The sequence below is a fragment of the Luteibacter sp. W1I16 genome, from assembly GCF_050434905.1.
Classification (GTDB): Bacteria; Pseudomonadota; Gammaproteobacteria; order Xanthomonadales; family Rhodanobacteraceae; genus Luteibacter.
Genome location: NZ_JBNDJJ010000001.1, coordinates 3,375,779 through 3,395,244, shown reverse-complemented (window position 1 = coordinate 3,395,244; position 19,466 = coordinate 3,375,779). Strand labels below are relative to the sequence as shown.

The following is a 19,466-nucleotide window of genomic DNA, read 5'->3' as shown; positions in this document are numbered from 1 at the left end:
GCAGCTTAACATTCAGGCGTGAACGGCCGTTGTAGGCGGAATGGTCAGAGTTCCACGCGGAGGCGGCTGGCCGCCCGCTTGGCTTTCTCCAGGGCCTCTTCCACGGTGGCCGCGCGTGCCAGCGTCACCGCCATGCGCCGGCGGCCATGGACTTCCGGCTTGCCGAAGATGCGAAGCATCGTGCCCGTCTCGGCCAGCGCGTCGCCGACGCCGTGGTATCTCGGCGCACCGCCCTCTCCCTCGACCAGCACCGCGCACGATGCCGCCGGAGCGAAGGCGTGGATCTCGGGCACCGGCAGGCCGAGAATGGCGCGCGCGTGCAGCGCGAATTCCGAGAGATCCTGCGAAATCAGCGTGACCAGCCCCGTATCGTGCGGACGCGGGCTCACCTCGGAGAAGATCACCTCGTCACCGCGCACGAAGAATTCCACGCCGAAGACGCCCCAGCCGCCAAGGGCCGCCGTGACCGCGTCGGCCTGGCGTTCGGCGTCGGCACGTGCGGCATCGCTCATCGGCTGGGGCTGCCATGATTCGCGATAGTCACCGTCTTCCTGACGATGGCCGATGGGTGCGCAGAACGACACGCCGTCGCGATGACGCACCGTCAACAGCGTGATCTCGTAATCGAAATCCACGAAGCCTTCGACAATCACGCGACCACGCCCGGCGCGTCCCCCCGACTGCGCGTACTCCCACGCCGCATCCGCATCGCCCGGCGAACGCACGACGCTCTGCCCCTTTCCGGATGAACTCATCACCGGCTTCACCACGCACGGCGTACCCAGTGCCGAGATAGCGGCAAGGAACGCTTCGCGCGTATCGCAGAAGCGGTAAGGAGACGTGGGCAGGCCGAGTTCTTCCGCGGCCAGGCGGCGGATACCTTCCCGGTCCATGGTGAGCCATGCCGCCTTCGCCGTCGGCACCACCGTGAGGCCTTCCTTCTCCATCTCGACCAGGGTGGGCGTATGGATGGCCTCTATCTCGGGTACGACCAGGTCCGGCTTTTCCTGCTCGATGACCGCGCGCAACGCCGCGCCGTCGAGCATGTCGATCACATGGCTGCGGTGCGCAACCTGCATCGCCGGCGCGTTCGGATACCGGTCCACGGCCACCACCTCGACGGCGAAACGCTGCAGTTCGATAGCCACTTCCTTGCCCAGTTCGCCCGATCCCAGCAGAAGCACCTTGAGCGCGGTGTGGGAGTGCGGGGTGCCGAAGGTCTTCATGCAGGGGATCCAGGGAAACGAAACCGCCATTCTAGCCGCCCGGGCCACCGGCCAAAGGGGGGATTGACTCGCGCCGCGAACGTGATGTGATGGAGGCGTCCCCAACAATCCGGAAGTACGCTCATGAGACGCTATCTTGCCGTCCTCGCCGTACTGTGCCTGGCCCCTTCGCCCCTCCTGGCGGAGGAGCGCTGGATGACCGTCCTGCTCGACGGCCGGAAAGTGGGGAGCCTGCGTATCGACCGCCAGATACAGGCCGATCGCGTGGTCACCTCGCAGGTGCTGGAATTCCGGCTGACCCGGGCGCGCACGCCGCTGGCCTTGCGCACCGAACTGCGCTCGACGGAGTCGGCGAGCGGTTCCCCCCTCGCCTTCTATGCGAGCACCCGGATGTCCACCCAGGAGAACCTGGCGACCGGGGAGGCGCGTGACGACGGCACCTTCCAGGTGGCGAACACCGTGGGCGGCCAGTCGAAGGTGAACCTGCTCATCTGGCCCACCGGGGCGACGCTCGCCGAAGGCCAGCGCCTCACCATGGCGGCCCATGGCTTCAAGCCGGGAACGTCCTATCGCCTGCGCAACTTCGATTCGATCAGGCAGCAGGTCGCGAACGTGGACGTGGAAGTGATCGGCGACGAGGTGGTGATCATGCCGGACGAATCCAGGCAGACCCTCCACCACCTGCGACAGTCGATCGCGGGTGGCGCGAGCGACCACAGTGTCGACATCTGGGTCGACGACGATGGGTTCATCCGCCGCAGCCTCGCGCCGCTCCTGGGATTCCGCCTGGAAATGGCGGCCTGCGACATGGCCTGCGCGCAGGCCCCCGACCAGGACATCGATCTCTTGCGCGCGGCAATGATCACGGCACCCCGCCCGATCGTCGCGGCGCTGCGCGTGGCGCCCATCCGGTACACGATCAGCGTGCGCGGTTCGATTCCGAATCCTTTCATCAACACCGACGAGCAACGGGTGAACGCGCTCGGCGACGGCGTGTATATCGTCGATGTCGGCTTCGGTTCCCGGCATGGCGACGAACCCGGTCCGCTGGCCGAAGACACGGCCGCCAACGCCTGGGTGCAATCCGACTCGGACGAAGTACGGGCCCTGGCCCGCAACGCGGTGGGCGACGCGTCCACCGATCTTCAACGCATGCGCCGGTTGCGCTCATTCCTTTCCGATTACATCAACGTCAAGGGACTGGACGTGGGTTATGCATCGGCGCTCGAGACGATCTCGACGCGGCGCGGCGATTGCACCGAGCACGCCGTCCTCCTCACCGCCATGGCGCGCTCCCTGGGTATCCCCGCGCGCGTGGTGACCGGCGTCGTCTACGCCGATCGCATGGGCGGTGCCAATCGCGTCTTCGTGCCCCACGCGTGGACGCAGGCATGGATCGACAACCGCTGGATCAGTTTCGATTCGGCGCAGCGGCGCTTCGATTCGAGCCACATCGCCCTGGGAACCGGCAATGGCGAACCCTGGCGTTTCTTCGCGGCGATGAACGCGCTGGGCAAGATCAGGATCGATCGCGCCGTGCCCGGCGCCACCCTCATCGACATGCCCGCACCGAGCAACGCGGGTGGCGCGGCCGGCGGAGCCCGGGGCGCGCCATAACATAGCTCATCTTGACTTTGATATCACATTGATATCATATGATCCCACCATTCCAGGGGTCATTCCGTCATGAACGAACGTCCCGCTCCTTCCCTGCCCGGAATCCCGGCCGCCCTCGTACTGATCCTCATCGTCCTGCTGACAGGCGCGGGCGTGTTATCCCAGACGACACACGGGGGCAACCCGGCCGCCGCCGGCGCCGTCGCCCTGATTCCGATCTTCGCCTTCCTCGCCAAGGGATTTTTCCAGGTCCAGCCGAACCAGGGCCAGGTGATGCAACTCTTCGGCAAGTACTCCGGCACCGAACGGCGCGAGGGCTTGCGCTGGACCAACCCCTTCTATTCACGCCGCCCCGTGAGCCTTCGCGTGCGCAACTTCGAAAGCAGCCGGCTGAAGGTCAATGACAACGACGGCAATCCGATCGAGATCGCCGCCATCGTCGTCTGGCAAGTGGTGGACACGGCGGAAGCGGTGTTCTGCGTCGACGACTACGAGAACTTCGTGCAGATCCAGAGCGAATCCGCGCTGCGGCAGATGGCGCAGAGCTACGCCTACGATGCCCACGACGATTCGAAGCCTTCCTTGCGCAGCCATGGCGAGGAGATCAACAACCACCTGCGCCAGGAAGTGGAGGCGCGTCTCACGAAGGCGGGCGTGCAGGTGATCGAATCCCGCATCAGCCACCTCGCCTACGCGCAGGAAATCGCCCAGGCGATGCTCCAGCGCCAGCAGGCCAGCGCCATCGTCGCCGCGCGCGAACGCATCGTGGAAGGCGCCGTCGGCATGGTGGCCATGGCACTCGATCAGCTTCGGGCGCAGGGCGTCGTGGAACTGGACGAGGAGCGCAAGGCGGCGATGGTCTCCAACCTGCTCGTCGTCCTCTGCGGCGACCGCTCGACGCAGCCGGTGGTCAACGCCGGCTCGCTGTACAACTGAGCGCATGGTGACTGCCGTAAAAAAGCGATTGGCGTCGAGGAAGGGGAGCCGCCGGGTGCCACCCTGGTCGCTAAGTCCTCGTTCGGCCTTCGCCTCCCTGCGGAATCGCTCCCAGGGCGACACCCGACGACTCCCTCCGACCTGCGACGATGGCTTGGCGGAAGAGCAAAAGCAGTGTGTTGCTTGCGCACGTCTTCCACGGCAACCGGTTGAATGCAACACCTCGCAGGGAGCTACGACTTCATGCAGGCGAGCACCAGGCGTTTCGTGGCATCGATTGAACGGAGAGCGTCTGCGACCTCGTTCCGCTCGCCCCCCAGCCTACTGCGCCGTCTGGAGGGGAGCCGTCGGGTGCCGTTCTCTGAGCGATTCCGCAGGGAGGCGAAGGCCGGACGAGGACTTAGCGAACGAGAACGGCACCCGACGGCTCCCCCTGCCTCGACGCAAAGAGCCCCACGATGGCGAAGCCGAGTCTGGTATCGGCCCCGCCCCGGAAACGTACGATGAGTGAGAAGAAGGCCTACCCGTTGCGTGTGAGCGCACCTGTCCTCGAGGCCATGCAGGCGTGGTCCGAGGACGAGTTGCGTTCGCTCAATGCGCAGATCGAGTACGTGCTGCGCGATGCGTTGCGGCGCGCGGGACGCCTCAAACCGACGAAGGTCCAGCCGGTGGACGATCCCGAGGATTGACGCGGCCGCGTTGGCGAAGTGAAACGCTCATGGCGACCCAGCCGGCGATGAAGGCGACGCCACCCGCGGGCGTGATCGCGCCGATCACGCGCGGCGCGCCGAGCGCCAGGGCGTAAAGGCTTCCGGAGAACAGCACGATGCCGATGGCGAACAAGGCCACCGCGGCGGCACGCGCCCGTCCTTCCGGCAGGCACGCCGCCGCCACGAGCAAGGCCAGCGCATGCCAGAAATGATATTCGACACCGGTGTGCCAGGTGGCGAGTGCCGACGCGTCGATGACTCCGCGCAGCGCATGCGCACCGAACGCGCCCAGAGCCACGGCGGACGCGCCGGCGAGGCCGGCGAGCAGTGCGGCGGCGGTATTGACAGGTTGTCGCATGAGCGGGGAATTCCTCGGTGGACATGCCTGTTCGCCGGCACGGGTGGCGTATCCTGCGCGGGATATCTCGCGGAGTGTCGCATGAAGCCGTCCAGCTGCCGCCGGTTCGTACTGGCCCTGATCGCCCTGCTCTCCATGGTGGCGCTGAGCGCATGCCAGCGGGAGCCTCAACCCGAATGGCGGCTCACCGACGTGTCGGGCCATCTGCCGGACCTCGACTTCAAGCTGACCGACGACAACGGCAAGAGCGTCACCGGCGCCGACTACAAGGGCAAGGTCGTGCTCATGTACTTCGGCTACACGCACTGCCCCGACGTCTGTCCGCTCACCCTCACGCAGTTGCACGTGGTACTCGACCGTCTGGGCGCGCCGGCGGACAAGGTCCGCATACTTTTCGTGAGCGTCGATCCCAGGCGCGACACGCCGGCGGTCATGCACGACTACGTGAACGCCTTCGACAAACGCGCCGTGGGCCTGGTCGGTTCCGATCGGGACGTGGAAGCCCTGGCGAAGCGCTACCGCTCCGCGTTTACGCGGGAACCCGATCGCGCCGACGGAAACTACGAGGTCAGCCACAGCTCCGCCATCTACCTGTTCGACGCCGAAGGCAAGGCGCGGCTGCTTGCCACGCCGTCCGCCTCGCAGGACGACATCGTCCACGATCTGCACCTGCTCACGTCGCTGGAGACCCGTCCATGAAGTACCGCTCGCTCGCGGCCGTCCTGTTCCTGCTTGCCGGTAGCGCCGGCACGTCGTTCGCCGCGGATACCGCCGGCGTCCGGGTGAGCGGTGGTTGGTTGCGCGTCCTGCCGGGCAGCCTGCCCGCCGGCGGCTATGTCACTTTCGAGAACACCACGGACCGCGCGCTGACGATCGTCGGCGCGGAAAGCCCCGACTACGCCGAGGCGATGATCCATCGCAGCAGTACCGAAGGCGGCATGGGACGGATGGAGATGATGGACAGCGTCGCGCTACCTCCGGCCGGCAAGCTGACCTTCGCCCCCGGCGGCTACCACGTGATGCTGATGCGGGCGAAACACCCGGTGCAGCCCGGCGAGAAGGTGACGGTGACCTTCAAGCTGTCGGACGGCGGAACGATTCCCGCGACCTTGGTCGCGCGACCGGCGAACGCCAGCGGCCCAACGGACTGAGGCGAGCACCCATCGCCGACAGGGTCGGCTCCCACTGGGCTTGCGTAACTCTCACAGGAACTGACCTTCTTGCGGCCCAGCTTCGGTGGCCCCTGCTTTTTGGTGGGAGCCGACCCTGTCGGCGATGGGTGCTCGCCTCAACGTCACTACCTGACCAGGAATTCCGACGGCGCATCATGCGCGCCGATCTCCTCGCGATAGAGCTGGTCGACCTCGGCGGCGTCGGGTCCATCGCGCAGCCAGGTTTCGAGACGATCGATCGCCGCCTCGTCGCCGTACACGACGACTTCGACGCTGCCGTCGACCAGATTGCGCGCGTGGCCGGTGAGCTTCAGCGCCATCGCCTGTTCGCGCGTCGATGCGCGAAAGAACACGCCCTGCACCTTTCCTCCGACGACGAATCGCGCGGCTTTCATGTCACGACCCCTTGGCGATGGCCTCGTTGAGTTTTTCCGCCGTGACCGGCCCCACGAAACGCTGCGCGACGTGGCCGTCCGGCGCGATCAGGTAGGTGGTGGGAAGGCCCTTGGGCGAGTCGAAATCCTTCGGTGGCGCGGTGACGTCGACCTGCGCGATGGGATACACGACGGGATGCTTGTGCAGGAAGGCGACGATGTCGCTGGCCTGGGTGTCCTCGAACGCGAGACCGATCGCGGCGACATCCTTGCGGCTCTTCACGAAGTTGGAAATGTCCGGCATTTCCTTGATGCATGGCACGCACCAGGTGGCCCAGTAATTAACCACCACCCACTTTCCGCGCTGCGCGGCGAGATCGAACGGCTTGCCGTCGAGCGTGGTGACCTTGAGTTCGGGTTTGGCTGCCGTGGCGGCGATCGCCGGCGTGACGAAGGCGAGGGCCGCGATGGCGAGCAGGCGGGGGATCATGCGGGGGTGTCCTCGGTGGGGGCGGGGATGGGCGTGGGCGGGAACAACTGGTCGAGGCGCGCGCCGAGGGTGGCGTCGAGTGCCTGTGCCAGATTATCCAACAGGCCGAGCAGCTCCGGCGGCAACTGGATGCCCAGGCGTTCCACCTGTTCACGCGGGCGCAAGGGAAGGCGGTACTGCGTGCAACGGTACACACGCAGCAATTCGGTGGCGTCGAGGCTGCGGCTGAGCAACCAGCCGCCGGCTTCCCCTCGCTGGATCATGTCGGCCCGTTGCAGGTCGTCGAAATAACATGCGATCGCGCTCGTCGGAAGATACGGCTCGCGCAGGCGGATCGTGGCGGGATCCACGCTCTCGCCCGATCGTTGCGCATCGACAAAATGCTGCAGCACGACGAGCAGTCCGATGAATTCCGCCCCCTCCGGCAAGGCCTCGTGCGGCACGGTGTATTCGAAAGCGGAAATGGACGCCGCGATGGATGCGCCGAGGATCACGATGATCCACGACAGGTAGATCCACAGGAGGAAGATCGGGATCGCCGCCAATGCACCGTAGATTTCCTCGTAGTTGGGCGAATTGCGGATGAACTCGGTGAAGCCCCAACGCGCGAACTCGAACAGGATCGCGCCCAACAGCGCGCCGATGGCCGCATGCCGCCACGAGACACGGCGGTTCGGCACCATCGTGTACATGAGCACCAGCGTCACGAAGGTGATCAGGAAGGGAAGCAGGTTGAGCAGACGGCTCTGCGTGGCGATCTGGTCGGCCGCCGCATGCAGCAACGGAAGCGCGGTGATGTACGAGGACAACGCCAGGCCGCCCACGACCAGGATCGGCCCGAGCGTGAGTGCCGCCCAGTACAGCAGCAGGCGCGACGCCCATCCGCGCGGCTTGCGGACGCGCCATATCCGGTTCAGCCGGTCTTCGATGCTGATCATCATCGAGACGGCGCTGAACAGCATCACCAGGATCGAGATGCCGGTGAGCTGGCTCGCCTTGTCGGCGAAGGCCAGCATGTACTCCTGGACCTTCATTCCAGTGGCGGGGACGAAGTTCTGGAAGGCGTAATTCGCCAGCGACCCGCGCCATTCCGCGAAAACGGGGAACGCGGAGAGGATCGCGAAGATTGCCACCGTGAGTGGCACGAGCGACACCAAAGTGGTGTAGGAGAGCGCACCGGCCGTCTCGAAGCACTTGTCGTCGACGAAGCGCAGCCAGGTGAAGCGCGAGAAACTCAAGGCGCGGTCGCGATCGATGCGCAGCGGCATGTCCATCCTCATCCAGTCCCGAACGATTGGGAACGCGTGGCAGTTCTGCGAGACTAGCGCCTTCGCAAAGGCGGCCATCCATGTCCCACGACGTCCTCGTACTCTACTACAGCCGTAGCGGCCACACGGCCCAACTCGCCCGTTTCGTCGCCCGTGGCGTCGAGGAAGTGCCGGGCATGCGGGCGCGCCTTCGCCAGGTACCGCCCGTGGCGCCGGTCACCGAGACGGCGATGCCGCCGGAACCGGAGGAAGGTGCGCCCTATGTGTCACGCGCTGACCTGGTCGAATGCGTCGGCCTGGCCATGGGCAGCCCCACGCGCTTCGGCAACATGGCCGCCCCGCTGAAGTACTTCATCGATACCACGGGCGCCGAATGGGCCTCGGGGGCCCTCTCCGGCAAGCCGGCGGCGTTGTTCACGTCCACCAGTTCGATGCACGGCGGGCAGGAAGCCACGCTGCTGTCGATGGCCCTGCCCCTGCTCCATCACGGCATGCTGATCGTGGGCATTCCCTATACAGAGCCGGCGCTGAGCAGCACCACCACCGGCGGCACGCCCTATGGCGCCAGCCACCTTGCCGGCAGCCGCGGCGACAACGGCATCAGCGAGCACGAACGGGAACTGGCGCGCGCCCTGGGCAAGCGGCTGGCCGATGTCGCGCGGCGTCTGGGCACGCCCGCGTGAGCGGGGCGTTGACCACCACACAGAAGACAGGACTGGCGGCATGGGCCGCGCTGGTGGGCTTGCAGGTGCTCTGGTACAGCCTGTATCCGCCGGTATCGATCCCCACATGGGTGGCATTCGCGCTCACCGTGCCGCCCTTGCTGCTGCCCCTGCTCTCGCTGCCGAACGTGACGCGCGCGCTGCTCTGGGTCGGCATCCTCGCCCTGTTCTATTTCTGCCACGGCGTGTCGGAGGCATGGAGTTCGACGGCGGACCGCTGGCTGGCCTTCGTCGAGATCGTCCTGACGCTGCTCCTTATCGGCACGCTGGGGGTGGGCGTGCGACGGCGCGCCTGATCTCGCTATTTCCGCGCGGCGTCGCCCGGCGCGCATGTTGCGCAGCGTATCGACGACCGGCCGGCGCCGGTGCAGGCTAGGGCATCGATTCCGACGACGAGGGCGCCGCGATGGGCTTTGTGCAGGACGCGCCGCGACTGGCGCATCCCTTCCGGGAAGACCGCGTGCTCGATGCATGGCTGCGTCGCACCTTGCCCGCCGACCGGCTGGCGGCGGCGAGCGCCGACCTGGACGCGTTGGCCGACTACGCCGTGATGGCCTGGGATCGCCGCGGCCGCACGCCGCGCAGCGAACCCATCCTCACCCAGTGGGATGCCTGGGGCTCGCGTGTCGACCGCATCGCCCTGACCACCGCCTGGGAAGAAGGCCCCACGCTGACGACGAAGCATGCGGTGCTGGCGGCGGGGCATGAGCCTTCGCGCTGGGCGCGCGTGGAGGAGTTCGCACGCGTCTATCTCTACCACGTGGCCAGCGAGTTCTATTGCTGCCCATTGGCGATGACGGACGGCGCGGCGACGGCATTGCGCGCCTCGGGCAACACCCGCCTGATCGAACGTGCGCTGCCCCATTTCCTGAGCCGCGATCCGTCCTCGTTCTGGCTGTCGGGCCAGTGGATGACCGAAACGCCCGGCGGTTCCGATGTCGGCCGGACCGAAACCACGGCCCGTCAGGATGCGGACGGCCAGTGGCGGCTTTATGGGCGCAAGTGGTTCAGTTCGGCCGTGGTGGGCGAAGCGGCGCTCGCGCTGGCGCGCCCGGAAGGCGCGGGCACGGGCACCGCCGCCCTCGCGCTCTTTTACGTCGAGACGAAGGACGAACAGGGCGCGTGGCGTGGCATCACCATCGACCGGCTCAAGAAGAAGCTGGGTACGCACGAATTGCCCACCGCCGAGATCCACCTCGATGGCCTGCCCGCGACGCCGGTCGGACCGCTGGACCACGGCGTTCGCCAGATCGCGCCAATGCTCAACGTCACGCGCACGTGGAACGCGGTGTGCGCCGTGGCGAGCATGGCGCGCGCGATCGCCCTTGCGCGCGACTACGCCACGCGACGCATCGCCTTCGGCCACCGCCTCATCGACCATCCCCTGCATGCACGCACGCTGGCGGACATGCAGGCGGAATACGAAGGCGCCTTCTCGCTCACCTTCCACGTGGCGGAATTGCTGGGCCGCACGGAACAGGGCGAAGGCGATGCGCAGGATGCCGCCCTGCTGCGCCTGCTGACGCCGCTGGCGAAACTGTGGACGGCGAAGGTGTCGATCCGCGTGGTGTCCGAGGCGCTGGAGTGCTTCGGTGGGGCGGGCTACATCGAGGACACCGGGCTTCCCCAGCTGCTTCGGGATGCCCAGGTGTACGCGATCTGGGAAGGCACCACCAATGTGCTCTCGCTGGACATGCTGCGCACGCTGGCGAACGGCATCGGCCCGTTCCGGCAAGCGATCGACGGCCTGGTGCCCGACGGCACGCCGGACCGCCCCGCCCTGGTGGCCGCGCTCGACGCCACCGAAGCGCTGCTGGGCGAAATCGCGGCGGACCGCGCCTCGCTGGAAGCCTCGGCGCGTGGCATCGCCTTCACCCTGGCCCGGACGATGGCCGCGGCGCTCCTCGTCCGGTCGGCGTCCTGGGCGGCCGGCTCGGGCGATTCCCGGCCGGCTGCCGCGGCCCGGCGTTTCATCGCGCGCGGCCTCGACCGCCTGGCGCTGCCGGAGAACGACGAGGACATCGTGCTCGCCTCGGATTCGCCGGCGTCGGGTTTTCCCCGCTGACACGGCTCATCCGGGACATGCGATGTAGAATGATCGCCCCGCCCCACCCGGCTTCCAGGTCAATCATGCAGCAGCTCACCATCGTCACCACCGGCGGCACCATCGACAAGGTGTATTTCGACGACAAGTCGGATTACCAGATCGGTTCACCGCAGATCGGCGAGATCCTCCACCAGCTGGGCGTCGCGTTTCGCTTCGACGTGATCCCCATCCTGCGCAAGGACAGCCTGCACGTGACCGAGGAAGACCGCACGTTGATCCGTAGCACGATCGAGGCCCAGCCGCATCGCCATGTGCTGGTGACGCATGGCACCGACACCATGGTCGAGACGGCCCGCGTGCTCGCCGGAATTCCCGGCAAGGTGATCGTGCTCACCGGCGCGCTCAACCCGGCGCGCTTCCAGGGCTCGGATGCCGTGTTCAACATCGGTTGCGCCGTGGGCGCCGTGCAGACGCTGGCCGATGGCGTCTATATCGCCATGAACGGCCGCGTGTGGGATCCGGCCACGGTTCGCAAGAACCGCGACGCGAATCGTTTCGAAGCCGTCTGACCGGCGAAGGCGCGCTTAGCGGCGCGCGCGATCCTCGACCACCGCGTCGACCGTCGCGCCGGCATCCATGAGGCCCGCGCCGCAGCCCTTCGGACAAGCCCCTGGCAACGGCCGCGCGTTGTCGATCAGCTGCCGTGTCACGTCGTCGACGCCGATGGCGGGATCGGCCGAACGCATGAGCGCGACGAGCGCCGCCACCTGTGGTGCCGCCATCGAGGTACCGGCGTAATACGCGAAGATGGGGCGCTCGCGTCCACGCTTGCCCGCGTCGACCGTGGAAACGATGTCGTCCGCGCCGCGCTCGCGCAACGTGCCGCCAAGAGCGGACAAGGTGACGCGCTCCCCGTGGTTGGAATACCACGCCATCGAGCCGTCGCGCGCGAGCCCCGCGACCGTGACCACGCCGGGGCAATTCGCCGGCACGTTGGTCGAAGCCTTCGCCCCGTCGTTACCGGCGGCGGCGACCACCACCGTGCCGCGTCCACGCGCCTGCTCGATGGCGCGGGTGAAGGTGATGCCGCAGGCACCGGGACCACCGAGGCTGAGGTTGATCACGTCGGCACGCCGCTCCAGCCGGGGAACGCCGCGTACGGTGCCACCACTGGCCCAGACGATGGCGTCGGCCACGTCGGACAGCCTCCCTCCGCAATGACCGAGAACGCGTACGGGCAACAGCTTCGCCTCGGGCGCGAGGCCCACGATGCCCGGCCGGTTGCCGGAACGGGCCGCGACGATGCCGGCCACGTGCGAGCCGTGCCACGACGAAGTCGCGACGCGCGTGGAACGGCAGTCGCCGGCGTCCCTCCAGTCGCCTTCGTCGGTGGGATCGGCATCGCGACCGTCGCCGTCGCGCGCGGCGGCGGCATCGCTGACGAAGTCGTAGCCGGGCAGCAACTGTCCATCGAACTCGGGATGTGCCGTGATACCGGTGTCGAGCACCGCCACCACGGCTCCCGCGCCACGGGTATGGCGCCAGGCCACTTCCGCGTCCACGCCCACCTTGGGATCGTGCATGTACCACTGGCGCTTCCACAAGGGATCCACGACGGCGGTGGCGGTGAGCAGCAGGTCTTCTTCGACGGCGGCGACACCGGGCAAGCCAGCGAGGCGGGAGGGATCACCGCCGGGCACGTGGAACAACTCGCCGCCTGCCGCCAGGGAGCGCAGATGCCGTGGTGTGTCGGCCCGCGCGTCGTTCGCCGCGGGCATCATGCGCGCGGCGCGCGCGGCATCCGTATCAACGAAATGGACGATGTAGCGCACCGCGTCCTCGGCACTCGCACAGGGAGAGAAGACGAGCGGGATGAAAGCGATGAGGGGAGCCAATCGCACGGGGACGTTCCTTCGATGACGCGGCGCGGCCGCGGGGGTCGAACGAACGTAGGACTCCGTCGATGCGGCGCATACCCGATACCGCCCACCGGAGGACGTAGGAAAAAGCGCCCGACAAAAAAAGAGGTCCGGACGCTAGCGCCCGGACCTCGTCGAACACACGCCGTCGCCGTGGCTTATGGCGTCCAGGTCGCCTTTAGGGAGACGCCGGAGAACGTGCTGTAGCCACGAACCTTGACGTAGTAGGTGCCGGCCTGCGGTGCCGCGAAGGTGCAGGTCTCGTTGTTGCCGTTGAGGTACGGGCGGCAGTTGTAGCTGGAGGTCGTGGGCGCGGAACCGAACTTCACGTAGAGATCCGCGTCGCCCGTGCCACCGCTGGTGACGATGCTGAGGTTCGACGCACCGGCCGCGACGACCACCGTGTAGCTGAGTTCGGTACCCGAGCTTCCAGCCAGGCCGGTCTTGGCCACCCCGTTCTGCAACTGCGTGCCGCCACCGCCGCCGGTGGAGCAGGTCACGCCCACCGCCGTGAACGCCGCGGCGACATCGGTCGCCGAGTAGCCCAGGTCGGTCGCCGCGCTGGCCACGCCACATGCGCCGGTGTTGAAGTTGGAGCTCGCCGTCCAGTAAAGGGCGTTGGCACGGGCGAAGGCCTTGAACGCCTTGACGGTATCCCAGCCGGTTTTCTTGGCCAGTACGCAGAAGGCCTTGTTGTACACACCCGAGGAGTAATGCACGTCGAGGCCGTTGTAGTAGTCGGCCGCGTTGTCGATCGAGCCGCCGTCCTGGGTCGGGTTGCACATGTAGCGCAACGCGTCGCCGATGCCGGCGCTGGTCTTGACGATGTCCGAGCCGACCAGGAAGTCGTTGCTGCCGCGGTCGTAGTACTCGGCCGCTTCACCCGCGATGTCCGAATAGGCCTCGTTCATGCCGCCGGACTGGCCGCTGTAGGCGAGGTTCGAGTGCTGTTCCGTGTAGCCGTGGCTGATCTCGTGCGAGGTGACGTCGAGCGCGACCAGCGGATAGAACGTGCTGGCGCCATCGCCGAACGTCATCGAGCTGCCGTCCCAGAACGCGTTCTCGTAGTTGCTGCCGTAGTGCACCTTCATGATGAGCACCTGGTTCAATGGCGCCGCGCCGGTATAGGCGGTATACATGTCATGAACCACGCCGCCGAAGTGATGGGCGTCGTTGATTGGGCCATAGGCGCCATTCACCGCATCCCCACTGGAGTTGAAGCAGGTGAAGCTCCACAACGTGCCGCTGCCGGAGGTGGCCTTCTTCATGTTGTACGACTTCACGTACGCGTTCTGCGCCGTACAGGTGGTTCCGGATTGCGTCACGCGCAGCGCGGGCAGGCCGTTCGCTCCCCATGTGTACTGGCCGACCTTCTGGTTGCCGCCCGGGCCGGTCGCGTCCACCTCGGCATTGGTGAGGCCTTCCCACTGCTCGATCACCTGCCCGGTGTTGGCATCGATGATCGCGGTCGGACGGGTGGGACGATCGCCGCCGGAGAAGAACGAGGTCAGGTACACGAGGCGCGCGGGCGCGCCGTCCACCGGATACACGTAAAGGTCGGCTTTCGCATTCTCAGGCTTGACCGTCGCCGCGGTCAGCGTGCGCGCCTGCTTCATCAGCGAGGCGATCGCGCTGGCCTGGTCGATCTTCGGCGTCACGGAACTGAGGTCGACCTGAAGGTCCGAGGTGACGATACCGTTGGCGACCAGTGCGTTGCCCTGGGCGTCCTGTTCCACCGCGATGCTGCGGCCGTAGACCGGCACGCCCTTGAACGTCTGTTGCATGCGTACGGTCTGCGTGCCCTTCACGGTCGGCAGCGCCGTCCTGGCCACGAACGCGTTGTCCGCGGAAAGACCGAGCTTCGCCGCCAGCTGATTGGCGGGAACGGCCCCGAGGTTCTGCGCACGGAGCGCCTGCTCGGTGCCAGCCGTGGCGACCGACGTAGCCGCGATAGCCAGCGAAGCGACTAGGAGTTTCAAGCGAAAATGACTTGCCATTACGTTCCTCCTCCGGGAACGGGCCACACGAAGCCATTGCGGCCGTGGGGACCACATTCCGAACGATATGAATTCGCGCCGCAGCGCGATGCCCGTTTTGTTCCGACTTGACGGCCTCCCCGCCGCAAGTCACGGTCAACCTATCGCAAGAACTCGCGGTCGACTACCTAGGGATTTCCCTAGGCCGGAGGAAAATGCGAACCAGGCGGCGTCAGAGCATGCCGGTTTCGAGCTTCGCCGCGTCCGACATCATCGAGTGGTTCCAGGGCGGATCGAACACGAGGTCGACGTCCGCCTCGACGACGGTCGGGATGAGTTCGAGCTTGGTGCGCACGTCGTCCACGAGGATGTCGCCCATGCCGCAACCCGGCGCGGTCAGGGTCATCTTCACGTAGGCACGGCGTGCGCCCTCGTCCGTGGTTTCGAGGGTCACGTCGTACACGAGCCCGAGTTCGACCACGTTGATGGGAATCTCGGGATCGAAGCAGGTGCGGAGTTGTTGCCAGACCAGTTTCTCGACGTCCTCGTCGGAGGCGTCGTCGTCCAGCTCGATCGCCTTCGGCGGTTCCTTGCCCAGCGCATCGGCGTCGTTTCCCGCGATGCGGAACAGGTTGCCTTCCACGTACACGGTGAAACTGCCACCCAGTGCCTGGGTGATGTAGCCGATCTGCCCGGCGGGAAGCGTCACCGTCTCGCCCTGCGGCACCATGACCGCCTGGCAGTCACGTTCGAGGGTGAAAGGCTCGCTGCTGAGACTGAAACCGCTCATTGCTGTCCTGTAAAGGCCGCGCCGCGGCCGCAAAGTCGTCGATTATGCGCCCGCCGCGCGCCGGCGGTAAGCATCCACCGGCTCTAAGTCGGGGCTGTGGCCGGCACCCTCAAGAGCGCGCCGCCTCCCCGCCCGCTATCATGGCGGCTTTGCCCCGATCCAGGATCCCATGCGCGACCTGACCGATACCCATGCCGGCTGAGCGTACCCGCCTTCCCGGCTTCGTCTTCGGCGCCTTCTGCGCCGTGATGTTCGGCTTCGCCGTCGGCGCCGTCTGGATGGTGCCGTCGATGATGTTCGGTCGCGCCCTGCCCGCGCTGGTGCTGCCCGCCGGCTGGATCCTGGGCGTGGTGGTGCGCCGCTGGTTGCGCTTCCGCGGTGCCGCGGGCGCGCTGCTGGCCGCTTCGGCCACCCTGATCGCCGCCGCCTACACCGCTTGCCTGGTCGCCGCCGCGAACATCTCGGGAATGATGGGCGTGGGCCTTGCCCAGGCGATGGCCGATGCGGGCCCGGCCATGTTGATCGATCTCGCCGGCCTGGCCCAGGGCCCCGGGGACATCGTGCTGGCGCTGGCGGGCGCGGCGCTGGCGGCTCTGGTCGCCTGGCCCCTGCGTGCTCGCGGCCGTCATGCCCATTGACTTCATAAGCCGTAAATCCCTTGCCCCGGAAGATATTGCGCGAAACGGGCAGTCAACCGGCGGTCGCCGACCGCGTTAACCGGAGTGGATCAGGCCGTATGGAGCATGAGGATGCGAAGAACGACGACGCGGAGAAGGCCGTGAACGCCTCGATCGCGATCGACAGCGCATCGCTCGACGACCTGCGGGAAGCGCCCGCCAGCATGGACGCCTTCCTCGCGTCCATCGAGCGCCGCGCCTGGCGCATGGCGGAGATCCACCTGGGCAACCGCGAGGACGCGCTGGACGCGGTGCAGGATGCCATGTTGCGGCTGGTCCGCCATTACGGCGCGAAACCGGCCGGGGAATGGACCCCATTGTTCTGGGGCATCCTGCGCAGGCGCATCGTCGACCTGCAACGGCGGCGCAAGGTGCGCTCGATCGTGGTGGGCTGGCTCGGTGGCGGCAAGGACGACGACGGCGACGACCTGCCGAGTTGGGAACCGGCCGACGACAGTCCGGACCCCTCGGCCCGGCTGCAGGACTCGCAGGCCTATGCCGATATCGTGGCGGCCGTGCGCAACCTGCCCCGGCGCCAGCGCGAAGCCTTCACGCTTCGCATCCTGGAAGGCCTGGACGTGGCCGAAACGGCGGCAGCCATGGGCTGCTCCGACGGCAGTGTGAAGACTCACCTTTCGCGCGCGATGCATGCGCTGCGCGATCAACTGGAGGCATGGCGATGAGCCAGCATGATCACGAACTCGAACGCCGCGCCAGGGATCTGTACCTGCGCGCCAGCCGTGACGTGGATCCGGCGGTGGCCGGCCGCCTGCGCGCCGCGCGCCGCACCGCGCTGGCCCAGCCCACCGAATCGCCGGTGCGGCGCCTGATGTTGCCGGCGGGTGCGTTCGCGGTGCTCGCGCTGGCCACGCTGATGGTCTGGCAGCCCGGCGTGACGCCCTCGGCGCCGCCCGCCGCCCGGCAGGCGGCCGATGCCGACCCGAGCGACCTGCCGCCGGATGCCGATGTCGCCGATCCGGCCCTGTACAAGGACCTCCAGTTCTATAGCTGGCTGGCCTACAACGACACCCCGTCCTCGTCCCGCAAGTGATCCCCATGCGCCGCGCTCCGCTCGTCTTCGCCCTGCTTCTCGCACTGACGGCACCCCTGGCCGCTTCGGCCCAGGATCGTCCTCCGCCCCCGCCAACGCGGGACGAGGCGTCGCTGCCGCCACCACGGCCGTGGAGCGCGCTGTCCGCCGACGAGAAAGACGTTCTCGCGCCGCTTGCCAACGATTGGGACAGCTTCCCACCCCAGCGCCAGTCGAAAATGCTCGACAAGGCACAGCGCTGGCGCGGCCTGCCACCGGAGCGCCGCGCGGAAATCCGCGAGCGCATCGAACGCTGGCAGCACATGACACCCGCCGAGCGCGAGGAAGCGCGCAGGAACCGGCAGAAATTCCAGGACCTCACGCCGGAGCAGCGCGCGAAGCTGCACGATGCCTTCGAGCGATTCCGCAACCTTCCGCCGGAACAACGACGCCAGCTGATGGACAAATGGCGGCAACAGTCGCCCGAACAGCAACGCGAAGCGATCGATCACCTGGGCCCGAACGATGCGTTGCCGCCACCCCCGCCGCCGCCCGATGGGCGCAGGCCGCCTCCGGGCGACTGAAATACCGGCTCCCAGCGGGGCGGCTGGCGGGTAAACTAGGGGGATGACCCTGACCGCCCTGGCTTTTCTCGACGCCCGCCGCTCGGTGCCCTCGCGCCAGCTCGGCGAACCCGCCCCCGATGACACCACCCTGCGCCGCCTGCTCGAGGCCTCGATCCGCGTGCCCGACCACGGCAAGCTCGAGCCCTTCCGGATCCGCGTCCTGCGTGGCGAGGCGAAACTGGCCTTCGGGCGCAAGCTGGCGAAGCGGGCCGTCGAGGCGAATCCGGACATGTCCGAGGCGAAGCGCGAGAAGGAACAACGCCGCTACGAACACGCGCCGCTGGTCCTCGTGGTCTCGGCGCGTATCGATGAAGACAGCAAGGTTCCCGAGCTCGAACAGAACCTCGCCGCCGGCTGCGTCGCCTACAACATCCTCCTCGGCGCGCAGTCGCTGGGCTACGGCGCGCAGTGGCTCACCGGCTGGGCCGCTTACGACCGCGATGTCGCGAAGCTGCTCGGCATGAAGAAGAACGAACACGTCATCGGCTTCATCCACGTCGGCACGCCCGCCATGGAAGCGCCGGAGCGCGATCGGCCCGCCTTCGACGACATCGTGAGCACGTGGGAACCGTGAGCGGCGATTCACTCGTCCACCTGGTCGACGGCAGCCTCTACGTCTTCCGCGCCTGGCACTCGATGCCGGACGAATTTCATGATCAGGACGGCGAGCCGGTCAACGCGGTGCATGGCTTCACGCGGTTCCTTTGCGAACTGCTCGAGCGCAGCCGCGCCGAACACATCGCCGTGGCCTTCGACGCGTCGCTCACCACCTCCTTCCGCAACGCGATCTATCCCGCCTACAAGGCGAACCGCGACCTGCCACCGCCCCAGCTCGTGCGCCAGTTCGCGTTGTGCCGCGAGATCGCCGCGGCGCTCGGGCTCACGGTGCTCAACGACCACCAGTACGAAGCCGACGACCTCATCGGCAGCGCGCTATGGGGGTTGCGTTCGCACGGCTTCCGCGGCGTGATCGTCTCGGCGGACAAGGATTTCGGCCAGTTGCTCGGAGAATTCGACGAGCAATGGGATTTCGCGAAGAACGTCCGCTGGGGCGCCGCCGGTGTCTTCGAACGCATGGGCGTGCATCCGCACCAGGTCGCCGACTACCTCGCCCTGTGCGGCGACGCCGTGGACAACATTCCCGGCGTCCCGGGGATCGGCGCCAAGACCGCCGCCGCCCTGCTCGGCCATTTCGGCAGCCTGGATGCCATTCTCGAACGTATCGACGAAGTGCCGTACCTGCGCATCCGTGGGGCGGCGTCCTGCGCCGTCCGTCTCCGCGAACACGCCGACCAGGCACTGCTATGCCGCCGGCTGACGCGCATCGCGCTGGATATCGCCGTGGCCGAGACGGCCGATGCGCTCAGCCGCCGCTCGGGCGACGCTTCAGCCATCGACGAACTGTGCGAACGCATCCGCTTCGGGCCACTGACGCGCACGAGGCTACGGGCACTGATCTGATCACCCGGCGTCACGAGGGCACGATACTCTTGTGCGGATACTTCGCCGTCCCCTCCAAGGAGCCCAC

23 protein-coding genes are annotated in these 19,466 nt (G+C 67.3%); 15 read left to right on the top strand and 8 right to left on the bottom strand.

Annotation, left to right across the window (positions count from 1 at the left end; genetic code table 11):
• Positions 1-44: 44 nt before the first annotated feature.
• Complete coding sequence (gene purT / locus QFZ41_RS14975) at positions 45-1,226, bottom strand: formate-dependent phosphoribosylglycinamide formyltransferase (protein ID WP_429199477.1); 1,182 nt, start codon at positions 1,224-1,226, stop codon at positions 45-47.
• Between the two features lie 123 nt (positions 1,227-1,349).
• Here purT and QFZ41_RS14970 point away from each other — a divergent pair, with 123 nt between their 5' ends.
• The 3 genes from QFZ41_RS14970 (at position 1,350) to QFZ41_RS14960 (ending at position 4,468) form a co-directional block, all read left to right on the top strand.
• Complete coding sequence (locus tag QFZ41_RS14970; protein ID WP_429199476.1) at positions 1,350-2,843, top strand: transglutaminase-like domain-containing protein; 1,494 nt, start codon at positions 1,350-1,352, stop codon at positions 2,841-2,843.
• A gap of 69 nt (positions 2,844-2,912) precedes the next feature.
• Entirely contained in the window at positions 2,913-3,779 is an 867-nt protein-coding gene (locus QFZ41_RS14965; protein WP_429199475.1) for an SPFH domain-containing protein, read from the top strand.
• A gap of 503 nt (positions 3,780-4,282) precedes the next feature.
• Entirely contained in the window at positions 4,283-4,468 is a 186-nt protein-coding gene (locus QFZ41_RS14960) for an Arc family DNA binding domain-containing protein (protein ID WP_429199474.1), read from the top strand.
• Here the strand turns inward: QFZ41_RS14960 and QFZ41_RS14955 are convergent.
• A complete protein-coding gene (locus tag QFZ41_RS14955; protein WP_429199473.1) occupies positions 4,425-4,847 on the bottom strand; it encodes a DUF423 domain-containing protein in 423 nt (140 codons plus the stop codon). The two genes, QFZ41_RS14960 and QFZ41_RS14955, sit on opposite strands and share 44 nt — an antisense overlap.
• Positions 4,848-4,928: 81 nt before the next feature.
• Here QFZ41_RS14955 and QFZ41_RS14950 point away from each other — a divergent pair, with 81 nt between their 5' ends.
• Together QFZ41_RS14950 and QFZ41_RS14945 are read left to right on the top strand one after the other, a co-directional pair.
• Positions 4,929-5,546 carry an SCO family protein gene (locus tag QFZ41_RS14950; protein WP_429199472.1) on the top strand — a complete coding sequence of 206 codons (618 nt, stop codon included), beginning with the start codon at positions 4,929-4,931 and terminating at the stop codon, positions 5,544-5,546.
• Complete coding sequence (locus QFZ41_RS14945) at positions 5,543-5,998, top strand: copper chaperone PCu(A)C (RefSeq protein WP_429199471.1); 456 nt, start codon at positions 5,543-5,545, stop codon at positions 5,996-5,998. The genes QFZ41_RS14950 and QFZ41_RS14945 overlap by 4 nt, the downstream gene beginning before the upstream one ends.
• Before the next feature lie 146 nt (positions 5,999-6,144).
• Here the strand turns inward: QFZ41_RS14945 and QFZ41_RS14940 are convergent, their stop codons facing one another.
• From QFZ41_RS14940 to QFZ41_RS14930, 3 genes are read right to left on the bottom strand one after another with little or no spacing between them, the layout of a single operon-like run.
• Positions 6,145-6,414, bottom strand: coding sequence for an acylphosphatase (locus QFZ41_RS14940; RefSeq protein ID WP_429199470.1), 270 nt, complete (start codon positions 6,412-6,414; stop codon positions 6,145-6,147).
• A 1-nt stretch (position 6,415) separates the two neighbouring features.
• Entirely contained in the window at positions 6,416-6,883 is a 468-nt protein-coding gene (locus QFZ41_RS14935) for a TlpA family protein disulfide reductase (protein WP_429199469.1), read from the bottom strand.
• Positions 6,880-8,151, bottom strand: a complete 1,272-nt coding sequence (locus tag QFZ41_RS14930) for a YihY family inner membrane protein (RefSeq protein WP_429199468.1) — start codon at positions 8,149-8,151, stop codon at positions 6,880-6,882. The genes QFZ41_RS14935 and QFZ41_RS14930 overlap by 4 nt, the downstream gene beginning before the upstream one ends.
• An 80-nt stretch (positions 8,152-8,231) precedes the next feature.
• Between QFZ41_RS14930 and wrbA the strand changes: the two genes are divergently transcribed.
• From wrbA to QFZ41_RS14910, 4 genes are all read left to right on the top strand, one after another.
• A complete protein-coding gene (gene wrbA, locus QFZ41_RS14925) occupies positions 8,232-8,834 on the top strand; it encodes an NAD(P)H:quinone oxidoreductase (protein ID WP_429199467.1) in 603 nt (200 codons plus the stop codon).
• 8 nt (positions 8,835-8,842) lie between these two features.
• Complete coding sequence (locus QFZ41_RS14920) at positions 8,843-9,169, top strand: DUF2069 domain-containing protein (protein WP_429199466.1); 327 nt, start codon at positions 8,843-8,845, stop codon at positions 9,167-9,169.
• A 110-nt stretch (positions 9,170-9,279) separates the two neighbouring features.
• Complete coding sequence (locus QFZ41_RS14915; RefSeq protein WP_429199465.1) at positions 9,280-10,938, top strand: acyl-CoA dehydrogenase family protein; 1,659 nt, start codon at positions 9,280-9,282, stop codon at positions 10,936-10,938.
• 65 nt (positions 10,939-11,003) lie between these two features.
• On the top strand, positions 11,004-11,489 hold the full coding sequence (locus QFZ41_RS14910) for an asparaginase domain-containing protein (RefSeq protein WP_429199464.1): 486 nt from the start codon (positions 11,004-11,006) through the stop codon (positions 11,487-11,489).
• Between the two features lie 15 nt (positions 11,490-11,504).
• On the opposite strand, the gene QFZ41_RS14905 is transcribed toward QFZ41_RS14910, so the two are convergent.
• From QFZ41_RS14905 to sufT, 3 genes are all read right to left on the bottom strand, one after another.
• On the bottom strand, positions 11,505-12,821 hold the full coding sequence (locus tag QFZ41_RS14905; protein WP_429199463.1) for a S8 family peptidase: 1,317 nt from the start codon (positions 12,819-12,821) through the stop codon (positions 11,505-11,507).
• A 176-nt stretch (positions 12,822-12,997) separates the two neighbouring features.
• A complete protein-coding gene (locus tag QFZ41_RS14900; RefSeq protein ID WP_429199462.1) occupies positions 12,998-14,836 on the bottom strand; it encodes a M4 family metallopeptidase in 1,839 nt (612 codons plus the stop codon).
• Between the two features lie 211 nt (positions 14,837-15,047).
• Positions 15,048-15,605 carry a putative Fe-S cluster assembly protein SufT gene (gene sufT, locus QFZ41_RS14895; protein WP_371024835.1) on the bottom strand — a complete coding sequence of 186 codons (558 nt, stop codon included), beginning with the start codon at positions 15,603-15,605 and terminating at the stop codon, positions 15,048-15,050.
• Positions 15,606-15,796: 191 nt separating this feature from the next.
• Here sufT and QFZ41_RS14890 point away from each other — a divergent pair, with 191 nt between their 5' ends.
• From QFZ41_RS14890 to QFZ41_RS14865, 6 genes are all read left to right on the top strand, one after another.
• Positions 15,797-16,243 carry a hypothetical protein gene (locus tag QFZ41_RS14890; protein ID WP_429199461.1) on the top strand — a complete coding sequence of 149 codons (447 nt, stop codon included), beginning with the start codon at positions 15,797-15,799 and terminating at the stop codon, positions 16,241-16,243.
• 98 nt (positions 16,244-16,341) lie between these two features.
• Complete coding sequence (locus QFZ41_RS14885) at positions 16,342-16,965, top strand: RNA polymerase sigma factor (RefSeq protein WP_429199460.1); 624 nt, start codon at positions 16,342-16,344, stop codon at positions 16,963-16,965.
• Positions 16,962-17,333: a hypothetical protein gene (locus QFZ41_RS14880; protein WP_429199459.1), complete on the top strand. Its 372-nt coding sequence runs from the start codon at positions 16,962-16,964 to the stop codon at positions 17,331-17,333. The genes QFZ41_RS14885 and QFZ41_RS14880 overlap by 4 nt, the downstream gene beginning before the upstream one ends.
• A 5-nt stretch (positions 17,334-17,338) precedes the next feature.
• Entirely contained in the window at positions 17,339-17,896 is a 558-nt protein-coding gene (locus QFZ41_RS14875; RefSeq protein ID WP_429199458.1) for a DUF3106 domain-containing protein, read from the top strand.
• Positions 17,897-17,939: 43 nt separating this feature from the next.
• Positions 17,940-18,512 (top strand): nitroreductase family protein, encoded by a 573-nt coding sequence (locus tag QFZ41_RS14870; protein ID WP_429199457.1) that lies wholly within the window; start codon positions 17,940-17,942, stop codon positions 18,510-18,512.
• A 62-nt stretch (positions 18,513-18,574) separates the two neighbouring features.
• Positions 18,575-19,399 carry a 5'-3' exonuclease gene (locus tag QFZ41_RS14865; RefSeq protein ID WP_429200254.1) on the top strand — a complete coding sequence of 275 codons (825 nt, stop codon included), beginning with the start codon at positions 18,575-18,577 and terminating at the stop codon, positions 19,397-19,399.
• Positions 19,400-19,466: the final 67 nt, after the last annotated feature.